Consider the following 16,264-nt stretch of genomic DNA (forward strand, 5'->3'; position numbering starts at 1 on the left):
CGCCATCCGAGCGGCTCGCGGCTCGCCGTGGCGTCGGGCCGCCGGTGCAGCCCGGCGCCAAGGCGAGCCGGAGCGCGGCCCGCGCGGTGGGTCAGGCGATGAGGACTGCCCGGAGCACGGTGTTGCCCGGGGCGGTGACGGCTCGCAGGGCCTCGCCCGTGTCGGCCAGCGCGAACTTGTGCGACACGACCGGGGCGGGGCGAACGAGGCCGTCCCGCACGAGCTCGACCGCTCGGGGGTAGGTGCCGGCGCCGCCGCGGGAGCCGAAGACGGTCAGCTCGCGGCCGAGGATGTCGGCTGTGGCGAAGTCGGCCGGCGCGCGGCCGACGGCGGCGATGGCTGAACCGGGCGTGGCCAGGCGGCTCGCCAGCGCGACCCCGCCGGCCGTGGCCGAGGTCTCGACGATCAGCAGTGGGCCGTCGGCTGGATCGCCGGGATCTGCCTTCGTGCTGTCTCGCACGTTGAGCCCGGCCGCCCGGCCCGCCTCGCGGCGGTGCTCCTGCGGCTCGTGGACCACCGTTTCCCAACCGTGGGCGATCAGGGTCTGGGTCAGCACGATGCCGAGGGGACCGCCGCCGACGACGTGGGCCTGCTGCTGGGCGGCCGTCCATGGGCCCAGCCGTTCCAGTACGTGCAGCGCGACGGCGATCGGCTCGAGCACGGTCGCCTCGATGTCGCTCACCTCATCCGGCAGCGGCACGAGATTGTCCGACGGTACGACTATGTACTCGGCCATCGTGCCTTCGCAGGTCATGCCGAGGTAGCCGCCGTCCCGGCACAGCTGAGGCCGGTTCTGTGCGCAGTAGACGCAGACGCCACAGGCGATCGTGGGGTCGATGGTGACCCGTTGGCCACTGTCGACGAGCACACCGGCCGCGTCATGACCGAGCGTGATCGGCAGGTTGGCCGGGCGGCCGGCGTAGGCGTGCACGTCCGTCCCGCAGATGCCGCACGCGGTCAGCCGCACGAGCGCCTCACCCGGCCCGGCGACCGGCACGGCCTCGTCGGTCACCGTGATGACCCCGGCCGCCGTCAGCCGCGCGACCCGCCCGCCGACCCGGACCGCCGTGCTCATCCCGCCACCGGGTAGGCGTTGCCGAGGGCGCGTTTCTCGCGGATGGCGGCCGGGCTGTTGATCGAGTGCGTCTGCACGTACTCGGCCACGCCGGCCTCGCCGAACTCGCGGCCGTGACCGCTGCTGCGGCGGCCTCCGAAGGACGCCCGGAGCGACGTACCGGCGCGGTTGTGGCAATTGATGAACGAGAACCCGGCGTCGAGGCGGCGCGCGACGTCCACCGCACGCTGCTCGTCGGCCGACCAGACCGAGGACGCCAGCCCGTGTTCCACGCTGTTGGCCCGGGCCACCGCCTCGTCGACCGAGTCGTAGGTGAGCAGCGGGACCGTCGGCCCGAACTGCTCGTCGGCCACCAGCGGATGGTTGTCGTCCAAGCCCAGCACGAGCGTGGGCCGCACCCAGTAGCCGTCGTCGCTGCTCGGCTCGTACACACCCAGGTCGTGCACGGTGCCGCCGGCATCGCGGCCCGACTGGACCAGGGCGTCGATCCGCTTCTGGTGCTCGCGCGAGATGACCGGGCCCATCGTCGACGCCGGGTCGAGCGGGTCGCCCACGCGCAGCACGCGGCGGGCCGCCTCCAGGTACGCCTCGACGAACTCGTCCCGGCGAGCAGCCGGCACGAGAAGCCGCTTGATGGCCATGCAGACCTGCCCGCTGGTGAGGAACGAGCCGAAGACCGCCCGCTGCAGCGTCTCCACGTCCATCTCGGCGTCGGGCAGGAAGATGGCCGCGTCGTTGCCGCCCAGCTCCATCACGGTCGGCCGCACGTGGTGGGCCGCGGTGGCCGCGATGTGCCGGGCCGTGGTCAGCCCGCCGGTGAAGCTCACCTTGGCCACCCGCGGGTCGCCGACCAGGGCCTGCCCCACGTCGGCGCCGCCGTTGACCACGTTGAGCACGCCGGCCGGCAGCCGCCGCGCGACCTGGCTGAGGAAGTCGGTGACGGCCAGCGGGGCCAGCGGCGACGGCTTGACCACCATCGTGTTGCCGGTCATCAGGCCGGGCACGACCTTGAGCGCGGCCAGGATCACCGGGGCGTTCCAGGGCGTGATGGCCGCGATGACGCCGTACGGGTCGACCGTAGTGATCAGCGTGCCCTCGTCATCGGTGAGCACCTTGTCGGCGCACAGCCGCTGCGCCACCGGACCGTCGTAGCGGGCCAGGGCCAGCGCGAAGCCCAGTTCGCCCTGCACGTCGGCGATGACCTTGCCCAGCTCGCGGCTGAGCAGCGGGCCGCGTTCGCCGTTGGCGGCCGAGGTCTCGACGATGGCGTCGGTGACCCGGGTGACGCGTTCGGCCACCGGCACCGCGGCCCAGCCCGGGAAGGCCGCCGACGCCGCGCCGACCGTCTCGCCGGTGAGCGCCGCGTCGGCCGTACGGACCGTGCCGACCTGCTCGCCCGGCCGGGCCGGGTTCTCCCGGGCGATATCGCCGGTGCCCTGAACCGGTTGCCCGTCGACCCACAAAGGAATGTTCACGAAGTGCCCCTCAGACGGCCGGCCAGGTCCTGGTTGATCTCGTCGGCGACGCGCCGCACGGCGGTGATGATGTCTTGTCGGCGGGTGTCGAACAGCCGGTACAGCGGCCCGGCCACGGCCAGCGCCGCGACCATCTCGCCCCCGTCGAAGATGGCGGCCGAGCAACCCCAGATGCCCTCCTCGACCTGACCGAAGCTCTCGGCCCAGCCCTGTTCGGCGACCGCGCGCAACTCGGCCTCGTCGGGCAGGCCCGCGATCTCCCCGGTCGTGCCGCGTACGGCCCGGTAGTAAGCCTGACGCTGGGCGGGCGGCATCGTGGCCAGCAGCAGTCGCGCGGCCGCCCCCTGATGCAGCGACATCAGCGCTCCGCGCTCGAACCGAAGGCGTACGGCCTGATGGGACTCGGCGATGTCGACGGCCACGACCGAGTGGCCGATGCGCTTGACGATCAGCGCCGTCTCCCCGGTTTCGCGGGCCAGTTGGTCGAGATAGGGGCGGGCAATCGCGGCCACCCCACCGGCCGCGGCCCGGGCCGCCCTCGCCAGCCCGACCGCGCGCATCGAGACCTGGTACCGGCCCCGCTCGGCCTCCTCGAGGATGCCGAACTCGCGCAGCAACCCGACGTAGCGATAGACGGTGCTGACCGGCGCGCCCAGGTACGTGGCCAGGTCGTTCACGGACTGGGTGTGGTTCTCCTCGGTGAACGAGAACAGCAGGCTCAGCAGCTTGCGCGAGCTCTCGTTCCCGGACCCGCTCCGGGCCGTCTCCTCGGACTTCTGCACGCTCATCGCTCCTCCAGCAACCGGCCGAACCCGGAAATCCGATCAGTGAATCCGTTCCGGCGCAACGCGTGCCAGAACGTCACCGCGTTGATCGCCAGGACCGGCTTGCCCAGCCGCGCCTCGAGGTCGGCCGCGACGGCCACCGCGGGCAGGTTGGTGCCGGCCTGCACGAGGGCGTCGACCCGCGACGAGTTCACGGCCCGGAAGGCCCGTTCCACCTCGTCCAACGGCACTTCGGCGATCGAGGTGGCGGACGGGCACTTGAGCCCGAGAACCGTCTCGACCTCGAACCCCAGCCCTTCGAAGAACTGCCGCACCTGGTCGTCCCCCACTGGTTGGTACGGGGTGATGACCCCGATCCGGCGCGCGCCGAGCTCCCGCAGCGCGGCCCCGCAGGCGGCGGCCCCCGTGGCCGGAGTCAGTCCGCAGCGTTCCTGCACCCAGGCCGTGAACTTCTCGCTGCCCTCGACCCCGCCCCAGAACGTCTCGGCCGACATCCCCATGATCATGCCGTCCGGCTTGACGGTCATGACCCGATCGATGGCCCCGCCGAGCTCCTGGCGCAGCTCCTCGAGGAACTGCTCGAAGCGCTCATCCCCGGCCAGGCTCTCGTTGCGCATGTGGATCCGGCCGGCGTGAACCGAGATCCCGGGCGGCCGCATGAGGTTGTACTCGTCCTCCACCACGGTATTGGTGGACGGCACGATGACACCGAAAACGGCGCGAGGCGCGAGGGTCGTAGTCAAAGGGGGCTCCCGACAAGAGTGAGAAACTGTTCCACCACGGCAGCCGTGGTTTCGGGTGTGGTGTCGGCGACCCGAGCGTGCGGCAGCAGCTCATGCACCCGCTCGACGTCGCGCGCCAGCTTGTCGCCGGCGGTCCGCAACAGCAGCGTGGGCGTGGGCGGCCCGCCCGGCTGCTCCTCAACGGCATAGGTCAGAACGGCCCGATAAAGCACGTCGTACGTGGCCGCGCCGCGCAACAGATCGGCCGTCCAAGCGGTCGCATTCTCGCGTGTGTGACCCATAGCCCAAGCTCGCAACACATGCTGACCGTCCCGGTCCGGCGTGAGATCGGGCAGGTACTCATCAAGGTCAAGGTGCGCGAACGACGACCCCAGCGGCAACCCATCGAGCACAAGCCCCCGCACCCGCCCCGGATGACGCCGTTGCCACAGCAAACCAATCAGCGCCCCGGAATGACTCCCGTACACGTCCACGTCACCGAGCCCAAGCTCGGCCACCAAAGCCTCAACCCGATCCGCGTACGCCTCCGGCGTCACCGCGACATGGCCGAAGCCGCTGCCGGCAGTCCCATCCGTGCCGCAATCGAGAATCGATTCTCGCTCGGCCCCGGGACCGAGGACGGAGCCGAGCGGTGCAGGCCGGTTGTGGTTGTGGACAGAGCCGGGTGGCGCTGGCCGGTCATGGTTTTGGGCGGGTTCGAGCGGAGCCGACCGGCCGTGGCCGGGGTAGTCGACGGCGAGGACCGGGCGGTGCCGTCCGAGCTGCTCGACCAGGGCCGCGACTTTCGTGCTGGAGCCGGGCGCGGGCGGAAGCACGACCAGCGGCCGCCCGGCACGACCCCAGCCGGCCGTCCGGAAGTGCAGCGGCACGCCGTTCACGAATCGATAGTCGATTTCCCCAACGCGATTATCGACAATCGATAGGCGATACGCGATGCCACCATCCGCCGCCGCGCCGACTGCCGCGCCGGCTGCCGCGGATTGGATTGCGGGGGCTGACCACTCCGGGAGTTCGATGGCGCCGTCAAGGTCGAACGGGGCGGACGGTGGGGAGAACGTGGGTTGCCCCAGGACGTCGGTGAATACCTCGTTGAGGTCGGCTGGGTTCAGCTGCTCGGACGGGTGGGTTTGGTGGCGGACGCGCCACCAGGTGTCGATCAGGTGACCGACTCCTGGTGGCGGCACCGGCGCCGTTGCCGGAGTCGTGCCCCGTGTCACCATCCGGTTCGGGCCGTTCATGTGGGCGAGCACCCGAGCTCCGTAGCCGAGGCCGGCGATCGGGGCCTCGCTGAGGCCGAGCTTGTGCAGCACCTCGGTCACCGTTCGGGCTGCGGTGGCGGCCGGGTTCACGGGATCTGCCGGGACAGTGGTGCCGCCATGTCCCGGCAGATCGATCGTGACCACCCGGTGCGTCTCTGCCAGCCGCATCGCCAGCGGCGCCAGCGCCGCTGCCGAACCGGGGGAGTCGTGCAACAACACGAGGGTGAGCCGTTCACCGGGCCCGCGGTTGTCCACGTGCGCGTGGCCGGTGGGTGCGGATTCGCTCGGGTGGGGGGCGGTGGTGCTGGCGTACACGCGGATGTGGGCCGCGCCTGCGGTGACCGTTACGTAGCCGGGGGTGCCGGCCAGGTGGGCCGGGGCCGGGCGCGGGTGGGGGGTCAACCCTGTTCCTCCCGGACGCGGATGCCCTTCTCCAGGCCGCCGGTGTCGTCACCGGAGAGCTGGACCGACTTGATCTCGAGGTAGGCCTCGAAGCCGTAGACGCCCAGTTCGCGGCCGAAGCCGCTCTGCTTGTAGCCGCCGAACGGGGAGACCAGGTTGGTCTTGGCGCCGTTGACGTCGATGCGGCCGGTGCGCAGCTGCTTCACGTACGGCAGGGCCGCCTCCTCGTCGGCCGCCCATACCGCGCCGTGCAGGCCGAAGATGGAGTCGTTGGCGATGGCCACGCCCTCGTCGGGGGTGTCGTAGCCCAGGATCGACATGACCGGGCCGAACACTTCCTCCTGCGCGATGCGGTCACTCGGCTTGACCCCGGCGAACACCGTCGGGCGCACGAACCAGCCGCGGTCGAGGCCCTCCGGCCGGCCCAGGCCGCCTGCGACCAGCGTGGCATCCGACGAGACAGCGCCGCCGATGTACTCCTGCACGCGGTCCCAGCAGGCCTTGTTCTGCTGCGGGCCGAGGTCGGTGTCGCTCGACGACGGGTCGCCGCTGCGGTACAGCGCAGCCTGGCTCGCCGCGATCTCGGACGCCTCGGCCATCCGGTCGTTCGGCACCAGCATCCGGCTCCAGGCCAGGCAGGCCTGACCCGAGTTGAAGAAGGCCTGGTCGACCGTCGTCCGCACGGCCTTCTCGAAGTCGGCGTCGGGCAGGATCAGGCTGGCGCTCTTGCCACCCAGCTCGAGGTGCATGCGCTTGACCGTCTCGCTGGCCGCCGCGAACACCTGGCGGCCGGCCCGGGTCGAGCCGGTCATCGACACCATGTTGACCAGCGGGTGCCGCGAGATGGCCTCGCCTACTACTGGGCCCGTACCGCAAACGATGTTGAATACGCCGTCGGGCAGGCCGGCCTCTTGGAAGATCTCGGCCAGCATGTACGCGGTAAGGGGCGTGTATTCGCTCGGTTTGAGCACGATCGTGCAACCCGCGGCCAACGCCGGCGCCAGTTTGGCCATAACCAGCTGGATGGGAAAGTTCCAGGGGCTGATCGCGCCGACCACGCCGACCGCTTCCTTGAGGATCAGCGAGTTGGCGATGTGGTCGTCCCATGTGAAAGTGCGCAGGATGTCGACGTGCGACTTGAGCACGTTGAGCGGAAAGCCGACCTGCGCGCTGAGCGAAATCTTCTCGGGCGCGCCGACCTCGGCCGTGATCGTCTCGGCCAGCGCCTTGCCCTGGCGCTCCATGCCCTCCACGGCGCGGGCCAGAATGGCCGCGCGCTCGGCCGGTGTCGTGGCCGACCAGGCCGGGAAGGCGGCGACGGCCACGCGGACGGCCCGGTCGACGTCCTCGGCGGTGCCCGCGGGCACCTGGCCCAGCAACTCCTCGGTGGTCGGGTTGATCAGGTCGATGACACCGTCGGACGCCGGAGCCACCTGCTTGCCGTCGATCCAGTGGTAGAGCCGCGAATACGTGGTCATGATCGCCTTCCGTTCTGATCGTTCAAGGGAGCAGAGCCAAGGGGTGCCGACGAGGGAGCAACCTCGAGGGGGGCCGGCAAGGGGGCAGCGTCCAGGGGAGCTGAGACCATGGCGGCCAGCACGGCTGATTCGGTGAGTCCGTCGCCCGGTAGTGAGGCCACGAGCGCGCCGCGGTCGAGCACCAGCACGCGGTCGCAGAGCTCGATGAGTTCGGGCAGGTCGGTGGTCACGACCAGGACGGCCATCCCGGTCGCGGCAAGCTCGCGCACCCGCTGGTGGATCTCGGCCCGGGCCCGCACGTCGACGCCGGCGGTCGGGTCGTGCAGCAGCAGCGCCGCGCAGTCGCGGGCCATCCAGCGGGCGAACACCGCCTTCTGCTGGTTGCCGCCGGACAGCGACGAGATCGGCCGGCTGAGCGCGCCCTCGAGCTGAACGGCCGCCGTCAGTTCGAGCACGGTCGCGGTCTCCCGCTGCGGGGCGGGCACACCCCATTTCCCGTACGCGGGAAGGTTGCTGATGCTCACGTTCGAGCGCACGTCATGATTCGGCAGCACCGCCAGCGTCCGGTTGCCGGGCACATAGGCCACGCCGGCCCGCACGGCCCGCACCCGGTCGCCCGAGGGCAGAATTTTTTCCCGTACGGAGACCACGCCGCCCGTGCGGGGGTCGATGCCCGCCACCATGGCCATCACCTCGTCCGCGCCCGAGCCGGAGAGCCCGGCGATGCCGACGATCTCGCCCGAGGCGACCCGGAACGAGACGCCCTGCAACGGCCCGCCGGTCAGGTCGTCCACCGCCAGCACGGTCGAGCCGGCCACGGCGGCCGCGGCGGGGCGGGGCGGCACCGCGTGCGACAGCTCGTCGACGGGGCTGACCAGCGAGACGAGCGTAGCCCGGTTGATCTTGTCTTTCGGCAGATCGGCCACGACCCGCGCGTCGCGGACCCCGGTCACCGCGTCGGCCACCTGCTCGATGTCGTCGAAACGGTGCGAGACGTACAGGAACGTGACCCCGGTGCCGGCGATGGCCCGCACCGCGTCCAGGATCGCCCCGGCCTCCTGCGGCGCCAGGGCGGCCGTGGGCTCGTCCAGGATGACCAGCCGGGCGTCGCGGGCCAGGGCCCGGGCCACCATGACCAGCCGCCGGTCGACCGGGCTGAGCGAGGTGACCGCCGCGTCCGGGTCGAGCCGGGCGCCGAGCCGGTCGAGGGCCCGTTCGGCCAGTTGCCGGGAGCGCCGGGCGCTGACCCAGCCGTACCGCCGCGGCTCGTTGCCCAGCACCACGTTGTCGGCCACGCTGAGGTTGGGCGCCAGCCGCATCTCCTGCGGCACCAGGGCGATCCCGGCCGCGATGGCGTCGGCCGGGCGCCGGAAGGCGACCGGCGCCCCGTCGATCCGCATCTCGCCGTGCTCGGGGGTGAGCGAGCCGGCCACGAGTTGCATCAGCGTCGACTTGCCGGCGCCGTTGGGCCCGACCACGCCGCGCACCTCGCCCGCCCGCAACGTCAGGTCGGCCTCGCTGATCGCGACCATCGACCCGAACTGCTTGTGCAGCCCGCTCGCCTCGAACCACGGGCCGCTCATTTGGCGACCTGGCGCCGGGTGAGCAGGTAGACCGCGGTCAGCAGCACCAGACCCTGCAGGAACTGGCTGAGCCAGCTCGGGTAGTTGAGCATCGTGACGCCGGTGGTCACGCAGGCCAGGAAGACCGCGCCGAGCAGCGCCCCGCCCACGTTGAACCGCCAGCCCCGGCCCAGCGAGAGGCTGAGGAAGGCCGCCGCGTACGCCGCCAGCAGCAGAGCCGCGCCCGGGTCGGGGTAGTACTGCCCGGCCGTCGAGGTCAGCAGCACCCCGGCCACGCCGGCGCAGGCGCCGCTGATCGTGAAGCCGATCAGCTTGGCCCGCCGCACGTTGACCCCGGCGATCCGGGCCGCGTCGGGGTTGTCGCCGATGGCCGCCGCCTGCCGCCCGAACACCGAGTAGCGCAGGACCGCCCCGATGACCAGCAGCACCAGGCCGATGACGATCAGGTTGATCGGCACCCCCAGGAACCGGGCCAGGGTGAGGTCCATGTACTCGTTCGGGATGCCCTCGAACACCGTCTGGTAGGCGATCGCCTGCATGATGCCCTGGATGATCGAGCCGGTGGCCAGCGTCCCGATGAACGACGGCACCCGCAGATAGCCGACCAGGACCCCGTTGAGCGCGCCGAGCAGCGGGCCCAGCACCACGCCGTAGAAGACGGCCGACCACACCGTGGCGTTGAACAGCACCAGCGACTGCACGGTGAGCGCGCCGCTGGCCCCGGCGATGCTGGCGAACGAGAGGTCGAACTCCCGCATCGCCAGCACCACGCACAGGCCGCCGAGCACGATGAGCAGCGGCGCGTTCTGCTGCAGCAGCGAGCGGCCGTTGTCCACGGTCAGGAACGCGCCGGGCCGGGCGATCGTGAAGAACGCGACGGTCAGGACGAACACGCCGGGCAGGATCCACCGCTCCCACGACTGCCCGCTCGAGAGCCGGGTGCCGGCGAAGCCGCGCGTCTTCGGCGCCGGCCGGGTCTCGGGCCGGGCGTCGCTTTCCACTGTCATCGCTGCTGCTCCTTGTCGATCGGCCGGACTCAGGCCGCGCCGTACTTGGTGGTCCAGCTGTCGAAGAACGGCTTGCTGATGTCGGCCAGCGGGTAGACCGAGGCGCCCTTGGCCGGCGCGTTGGTCTTGTCGACGATCTGGTAGGTCAGGGCGTGCTCGGCCGGGATCGTGGTCGGGATCGGGGTGTTGTTGACCCAGAGGGCGAGCAAGGCGTCGACGGCCAGGAAGCCGGCCTTGACGGTGCCGTCCGAGGTGGCCACGATCGCCTGGCCGTTGCGGACCGACTCGAGGGCCGAGCTGATCGCGCCGAAGCTGTAGATCGGCACCTCGCGGCTGGTCTGCTTGAGCGCCGGGGCGATGGCCTGGGGGCCGATGTCGAGGGCGGCGTAGAAGGCGTCGAGGTCGGGGTTGGCGTTGAGGAAGCTCGACGCGGCCTTGGTCTGGCCGTTGAAGATGTCGGCCACCGGGGCGTTGGCCGTCTGCAGCACGTCGAACTTGTACTGGGCCTTTTGCGCGTCGAGAGCGGCCATCACCTGGTCGATGCCGTAATAGCCCTGGACCGCGATCGGCGCGATCTTCGCGCCCTCGCCCAGGTCCTGGCCCATCCGCTCGAGCAGGAGCTTGGCCTCCTCGGCCTGGTCGGGGGCGTACTCGGCGGTGATGTTCTCGTTCGGAGTGCCCTGGTAGCCGACGCTGAGCACCGGGATGCCGGCCGCCTTGGCCTGGCCCAGCTGGGCGGCGATGAGACCGCTGGCCACGAACACGGTCAGGATCGCGTCGACCTTCTGCGAGATCAGCGACTGCATCGTGCTCTGCATGGCCTGCTGGTCGCCGTTGGAGTCGGTGACGACGACCTTCCAGCCGAGCGCGTCGGCCGCGGCCTTGATGCCGGCCAGCGTCTCGACCTGGCCCTCGCCGTCGCCCTGGGACTGCCAGATGCCGAGGGTCTTGGCCGGCGCCTTGATCTTGTTGGCGGCGACCGGGGCGTCGACCGCGGCCGGGGTGGTGGGCTCGGCGGCCCGGGTGCAGGCGGTCAGCAGCAGCGGGGCCACCAGCGCGACGGCGACCAGTCGGAGTTTTCGGGTACGGCTCATGGGTTCTCCCAAGGGGTGAGCAGAAACCGGGAAGGAAGATCGGGCGGCGTGTGGTGCGACGCCGGGAAATCTCAATTTGTGGGGAGGTGCCTGCCGCAAGGTGAGAACTGCGGTGTGGCACGGACCATAACCATGCTGCGAGAAGCTGGTCAAGAGGTTGCCGTTACGAGCTCGTGTCGGTCGGTAACGGATGCGTATCGCCAGCTCGAGGCCCACTTTCCGCGGATCCGGCCGATTGACGGCCGCGCCGAGCCGTGCCTATGGTTTCTCGCATCTGAAGATATTTATTCTCATCTCACGAGAATTGGTGAGGCATGAGTTCTCTTTCCGATCTTCCGTCCTCAGCCGGCCCGGACACCGTGGTCGTGCTCGGCCTGGGCCCGGTCGGCTCGGTGGCCGCGTTGGCCCTGGCCGTACGCGGGATTCCCGTCATCGCCGTGGAGAGCGACCACGACCAGTACGCGAACCCGCTGGAGTCGCGGGCCTCGACGTTCCACCCGCCGACCCTCGAGATGCTCGACGACCTCGGCGTCACTGACGAGCTGCTCGGCACCGGCCTGCGTGCCCCGACCTACCAGCACCGGGACCGGCGCGACGGGGTGGTCGCCGCCTTCGACCTCGCCCTGCTGGCCGGGGACACGCGCTACCCGTTCCGGTTGCAGAGCGAGCAGAGCAACCTCGTGCGGATAGTCCGCCGCAAACTGCGCGAGTTCCCCCACGTACGCGTGATCAGCGGGGCCGAGGTGCGGGCCGTCCGCCAGGACGCGTCCGGGGTCGAGCTGACCCTGCCCACCGGCCCGCTGACCGCGCAGTGGGTGATCGCGGCCGACGGCAGCAACAGCATCGCCCGCCGCGACCTCGACATCGGCTTCGACGGCATCACGTACCCCGAGCGCTTCCTGGTCGCCTCGACCACGACCGACCTGGCCGAGCTGCTCGACGACCTGGCCTATGTCAACTACGTGTCCGACCCGGACGAGTGGCTCGTGCTGCTGCGCACCCCGCGGCATTGGCGGGTGCTGTTCCCGATCGAGGACGGCGCCGACCTCGACCGCGTGCAGGACCCGGCCGAGATCGCCCGGCGCCTGCAGGGCGTGGCCGCGTACGGGCCCGGGTACGACGTCACCCACACCACGCTCTACAACGTGCACCAGCGGGTGGCCGCGACGTTCCGCGAGCGCCGGGTGCTGCTGGTCGGCGACGCCGCGCACATCAACAACCCGCTCGGCGGCATGGGCATGAACAGCGGCATCCACGACGCCCTGGCCGCCGCGCAGGCCGTGCACGCCACGTTGGGCGGCGCGTCCGGCGCCCTCGACGAGTTCGCCGAGACGCGGCGGACGGTCGCCCTGGAGTACGTGCAGAAGGCCACCCATCGCAACTGGCAGACCATGCAGGAGCGCGACCCGGACGTCCGGGCCGAGAACCACCAGCGCCTGCGGGCCATCGCGGCCGACCCCGTCCGGGCCCGCGAATACCTGCTGGAGGCGGCCATGCTCGCCCCGGCTCGCCCGGTGCCCGCGCAATGACCACCGCGGACGAGGCCTACGAGCGCGGGTCGTTCGGCGGCGCCCAGCGGGTGGGGGAGCGGCCCGCCCTGATCGTGGTCGACCTCAACCTGGGCTTCACCGACCCGGCGTCGCCCCTGTCGTGCGCGACCGATCCGGCGGTGCAGGCGGTGACCGAGTTGCTGGACGCCGCTCGGACGGCCGGACGGCCAGTGGTCTTCACGACTATCGCGTACGACGAAGCGGGGGAGCGGACCGCGCACGCGTTCATCGCCAAGTCGCCCAATCTGTTGCTGCTGCGGCCCGGCTCGCGCTTCACCGAGATCGACCCCCGCATCGCGCCGCGACCCGGCGAGGCCGTGCTGAGCAAGCTGTTCGCGTCGGCCTTCGCCGGCACCTCGCTGGCCGCGCTGCTGACCGCCGAGCGCTGCGACAGCGTCGTCATCACCGGCGCTTCCACTTCGGGCTGCGTGCGGGCGACCGCTGTCGACGCCCTGCAACACGGCTACAGCGTGGTCGTGGCCCGCGACGGCGTGGCCGACCGGGCCGCCGATGCCCACGAGGCCTCCCTGCGTGACCTGCAGGCCAAGTACGCCGACGTGGTCGACCAGGCCACCGCCCTGTCCCTGCTCGGTAAGTGAGGAGAAGCCCGATGGTGCAAGCGGCCGTGCTGTCCGCGATCGGTGGCCCGCTGGTGGTCGAGGAGCTGACCCTGTCGGCGCCGGGCCGCGGTGAGGTCCGGCTCGACATCGCGTACGCCGGGGTCTGTCATTCCGACCTGTCGGTCATCGACGGTGTCCGGCCCCGGCCGGTCCCCATGGCGCTGGGTCACGAGGCCAGCGGTGTGGTGGCCGAGATCGGACCCGGCGTCACCGACCTGAGCCCGGGCGACCACGTGGTGGCCACGTTCGTCCCGGCCTGCGGCGCCTGCCCGTCCTGTGTGGCCGGTCGGCCCGCGCTCTGTGAGCCGGGTGCCGTCGCGAACACCGCGGGCACCCTGCTGCGCGGCAGCCGCCCCTTCCGCCGGGCCGGTGAAGAGGTGCACCAGCATCTCGGAGTGTCGGCGTTCGCGCGGCAGACCGTGGTGTCGCGCGAGTCGCTGGTGAAGGTGGACAAGGATCTGCCGCTGGACGTGGCCGTGCTGTTCGGCTGTGGCGTGCTCACCGGCGCGGGGGCGGTGCTGAACGCGGCCCGAGTGCAGCCGGGCACGTCGGTGGCGGTGCTCGGGCTGGGTGGGGTCGGACTGAGCGCCCTGCTGGCCGCGGTGGCCTCGGGGGCGTACCCGATCCTGGCCGTCGACGTGCGCGAGGACAAGCTGGCGCTGGCCCGCGAGCTGGGCGCCCATCAGACGCTCCTGGCCGGTTCGGCGTGGGTGGATCGGTACGGGACCGTCATCGAGAGCGTCGGCAGCGAGAAGGTACTCGCGGAGGCGTACGCCATGACCGCGCGGGGCGGGACGACCGTGACGGTCGGCCTGCCGCACCCCGACCGGCACCTCAGCATTCCGGCCGTCTCCCTGGTGGCCGAGGAACGTACGCTCCGCGGTTCTTATCTCGGCTCGGCCGTGCCCGCCCGCGACATCCCGCGGCTGATCGGCCTGTACCGGGCCGGCCTGCTCCCGGTCGACAAACTCGTCTCCCGCCGGTATCCGCTCGACGAAGTCAACGACGCGTTCGACGCCCTGCGGGCCGGTGAAGTGGCCCGTGCCCTGATCTGCATGGAGGACAAGTGACCCTCGATCTGTTCACCCGCCCCGGCATCGACGTGGTGGCCGGGGCCGGCAGCCCGCTCGAGGCCCGGCTGATCGAGAAGGCCGGCTTCGAGGCGATCTACGTCAGCGGGTACGCGGTGGCCGCTGCTATGCACGGCCGGCCCGACATCGGCATCTACGACGCGGCCGAGAACGTGGCCGCCCTGGCCGCCATCCGCGCGGTGACCGACCTACCGCTGATCGTCGATGCCGACACCGGCTACGGCGATGTCGTGAACATCCGGGACACCGTACGCCGGCTCGAACTGGCCGGGGCGGCCGCGATCCAGATCGAGGACCAGCAGTGGCCCAAGAAGTGCGGTCACATGGCGGGCAAACGGGTGGTCGAGGCCGACGAGGCCGTACGCCGGATCGCCGCCGCCGTGGCCGGCCGGCGTGACCCCGGCACGGCCGTCATCGCCCGCACCGATGCTCGGGCCCCGCTCGGCCTGGACGAGGCGCTGCGGCGGGTCGCCCTGTTCCGTGAGGCCGGGGCCGATGTGTGCTTCGTGGACGCGCCCCAGAGCGAGGACGAGCTGCGGATCATCGGCGAGCTGGCCGCGGGCGGTCCGCTGATGGTGAACATGTCGGAGACCGGGCTGACGCCGTTGCTGCCCGCGGCGAGGCTGGGCGAGCTGGGCTACAGCGTCGTCATCTTCCCCACGTCGGCCATCCGGGCCGGGGCCGCGGCTGCGCTCGCGCTGCTGCGGGGACTGCGCGAGAAGGGCGACACCGCCTGGGCCCTGCCCGCGATGATGTCGCTCGAGGAGCTGAACGGCGTCGTCGGGCTCGGTGAGCTGGCCGCCTTCGAGGACAAGGTGCTCGGATGACCGGGCAGACGCTCACGGCCAAGGTGCTGCGGGCGCACGGCGTCGAGGATGTCACCCCGGGCTCGTACGGGCTGCTCGATGTTGATCTTTTGATGTTGAACGACGTGTCGGGGGCGGTCGCGCTCAAGGAGTTCGCGCGGATGGGCGCCGCGCGGGTGTTCGACCCGGCGAAGGTGGCCTGCGTGGCCGACCACTTCTGGCCGGCCAAGGACATCCGCAGCGCCCACCAGGTGCGGCTGCTGCGCGAATTCGCCGACGCGCAGGGGATCGAGGACTACTGGGAGACCGGGGCCACTGTGGACTCCGGGATCGAGCACGCGCTGCTGGCCGAGCAGGGGCGGGTGTTGCCGGGGCGGGTGGTGGTCGGCGGCGATTCGCACACGTGCACGGCCGGGGCGCTCGGTGCTTTCGGTACGGGTGTCGGATCGACCGACGTGGCGGCCGTGCTCGCGCTCGGGCAGCTGTGGATCCGCGTCCCCGAGGCGCACCGCGTCACCTTCGTGGGCACGCCCGGGAAATATGTGATGGGCAAGGATCTGGCGCTGGCGTTGCTGCGGCACGGCGGGGTGAGCGGCTCGACGTACGCCTCGGTCGAATACGCGGGCGAGGCGCTGGCCCGCACGTCGGTCGACGACCGGATGGCGTTGTGCAACATGGCCGTCGAGGCCGGCGCCAAGACCGGCATGGTGGCGGCCGACGACGTGACGCTCGACTGGCTGCAACCCCGGCTCGGACACCGGCCGGACGCGGTGCGGGCCGACCCCGATGCGGCGTACGACCGGGAAGTGACCATCGATGTGGCCGACATGCCGCCGCTGATCGCCGCCCCGTGGAGCCCCGGGAACGTGCGCACGGTCGACGAGGTCGGCCCGGGCGTGCGGGTGCATCAGGTGTACGTGGGCAACTGCGCCAACGGCACGATCAGCGACCTGCGCGCGCTGGCCACGGTGATGCGCGGGCGCCAGGTGGCCAAGGGGACCCGGCTCGTGGTGGTGCCGGCCACCCAGCGTACGTATCGCCAGGCTCTGGCCGAGGGCGTCGTGGCCACGCTGCTCGACGCGGGGGCGATGCTCTCGCCACCCACGTGCGGCGCGTGTTTCGGCGGGCACACCGGCATTCTCGACGACGGGGAGGTCGCCGTGGCCACCACCAACCGCAACTTCGTCGGGCGCATGGGCCACCCCGGCTCCAGCGTCTATCTGGCCAACGCGTGGGTGGCCGGCGCGGCCGCGGTCACCGGCGAGCTGACCGACCCGGCGGTGCTGGCGTGAGGGC

Annotated in this window: 14 protein-coding genes; 5 read left to right on the forward strand and 9 right to left on the reverse strand. The window is 71.4% G+C overall.

Going from position 1 to position 16,264, the window contains the following annotated elements; genetic code table 11:
• Positions 1 to 91 precede the first annotated feature (91 nt).
• From M1L60_RS00645 to M1L60_RS00685, 9 genes are all read right to left on the reverse strand, one after another.
• The gene (locus M1L60_RS00645; protein WP_253235234.1) at positions 92 to 1,075 is read right to left on the reverse strand and encodes a zinc-dependent alcohol dehydrogenase; all 984 of its coding nucleotides are present in this window, start codon (positions 1,073 to 1,075) and stop codon (positions 92 to 94) included.
• Positions 1,072 to 2,550, reverse strand: coding sequence for an aldehyde dehydrogenase family protein (locus tag M1L60_RS00650; protein WP_253235235.1), 1,479 nt, complete (start codon positions 2,548 to 2,550; stop codon positions 1,072 to 1,074). Before M1L60_RS00650 ends, M1L60_RS00645 begins: the two co-directional genes overlap by 4 nt.
• Positions 2,547 to 3,338 carry an IclR family transcriptional regulator gene (locus tag M1L60_RS00655; RefSeq protein WP_253235236.1) on the reverse strand — a complete coding sequence of 264 codons (792 nt, stop codon included), beginning with the start codon at positions 3,336 to 3,338 and terminating at the stop codon, positions 2,547 to 2,549. The genes M1L60_RS00650 and M1L60_RS00655 overlap by 4 nt, the downstream gene beginning before the upstream one ends.
• Complete coding sequence (locus M1L60_RS00660) at positions 3,335 to 4,036, reverse strand: maleate cis-trans isomerase family protein (RefSeq protein WP_253235237.1); 702 nt, start codon at positions 4,034 to 4,036, stop codon at positions 3,335 to 3,337. Before M1L60_RS00660 ends, M1L60_RS00655 begins: the two co-directional genes overlap by 4 nt.
• Positions 4,037 to 4,074: 38 nt before the next feature.
• The gene (locus tag M1L60_RS00665) at positions 4,075 to 5,652 is read right to left on the reverse strand and encodes an alpha/beta fold hydrolase (protein WP_253235238.1); all 1,578 of its coding nucleotides are present in this window, start codon (positions 5,650 to 5,652) and stop codon (positions 4,075 to 4,077) included.
• 83 nt (positions 5,653 to 5,735) lie between these two features.
• Positions 5,736 to 7,217 carry an aldehyde dehydrogenase family protein gene (locus tag M1L60_RS00670; RefSeq protein ID WP_253235239.1) on the reverse strand — a complete coding sequence of 494 codons (1,482 nt, stop codon included), beginning with the start codon at positions 7,215 to 7,217 and terminating at the stop codon, positions 5,736 to 5,738.
• Complete coding sequence (locus tag M1L60_RS00675; protein WP_253235240.1) at positions 7,214 to 8,800, reverse strand: sugar ABC transporter ATP-binding protein; 1,587 nt, start codon at positions 8,798 to 8,800, stop codon at positions 7,214 to 7,216. Before M1L60_RS00675 ends, M1L60_RS00670 begins: the two co-directional genes overlap by 4 nt.
• Complete coding sequence (locus M1L60_RS00680; RefSeq protein WP_253235241.1) at positions 8,797 to 9,807, reverse strand: ABC transporter permease; 1,011 nt, start codon at positions 9,805 to 9,807, stop codon at positions 8,797 to 8,799. The genes M1L60_RS00675 and M1L60_RS00680 overlap by 4 nt, the downstream gene beginning before the upstream one ends.
• A 29-nt stretch (positions 9,808 to 9,836) precedes the next feature.
• Positions 9,837 to 10,901 carry a sugar ABC transporter substrate-binding protein gene (locus M1L60_RS00685; protein ID WP_253235242.1) on the reverse strand — a complete coding sequence of 355 codons (1,065 nt, stop codon included), beginning with the start codon at positions 10,899 to 10,901 and terminating at the stop codon, positions 9,837 to 9,839.
• Positions 10,902 to 11,215: 314 nt separating this feature from the next.
• Between M1L60_RS00685 and M1L60_RS00690 the strand changes: the two genes are divergently transcribed.
• The 5 genes from M1L60_RS00690 to M1L60_RS00710 are packed head-to-tail and all read left to right on the forward strand — an operon-like array spanning position 11,216 to position 16,260.
• A complete protein-coding gene (locus M1L60_RS00690) occupies positions 11,216 to 12,430 on the forward strand; it encodes an FAD-dependent oxidoreductase (protein WP_253235243.1) in 1,215 nt (404 codons plus the stop codon).
• Complete coding sequence (locus M1L60_RS00695; RefSeq protein WP_253235244.1) at positions 12,427 to 13,050, forward strand: isochorismatase family protein; 624 nt, start codon at positions 12,427 to 12,429, stop codon at positions 13,048 to 13,050. Before M1L60_RS00690 ends, M1L60_RS00695 begins: the two co-directional genes overlap by 4 nt.
• Before the next feature lie 11 nt (positions 13,051 to 13,061).
• Entirely contained in the window at positions 13,062 to 14,141 is a 1,080-nt protein-coding gene (locus tag M1L60_RS00700) for an alcohol dehydrogenase catalytic domain-containing protein (RefSeq protein WP_253235245.1), read from the forward strand.
• The gene (locus M1L60_RS00705) at positions 14,138 to 14,989 is read left to right on the forward strand and encodes an isocitrate lyase/PEP mutase family protein (RefSeq protein ID WP_253235246.1); all 852 of its coding nucleotides are present in this window, start codon (positions 14,138 to 14,140) and stop codon (positions 14,987 to 14,989) included. Before M1L60_RS00700 ends, M1L60_RS00705 begins: the two co-directional genes overlap by 4 nt.
• Positions 14,986 to 16,260 (forward strand): 3-isopropylmalate dehydratase large subunit, encoded by a 1,275-nt coding sequence (locus M1L60_RS00710; RefSeq protein WP_253235247.1) that lies wholly within the window; start codon positions 14,986 to 14,988, stop codon positions 16,258 to 16,260. Before M1L60_RS00705 ends, M1L60_RS00710 begins: the two co-directional genes overlap by 4 nt.
• Positions 16,261 to 16,264 lie beyond the last annotated feature (4 nt).

The sequence above is a fragment of the Paractinoplanes aksuensis genome (assembly GCF_024137025.1).
Lineage (GTDB): Bacteria > Actinomycetota > Actinomycetes > Mycobacteriales > Micromonosporaceae > Actinoplanes > Actinoplanes aksuensis.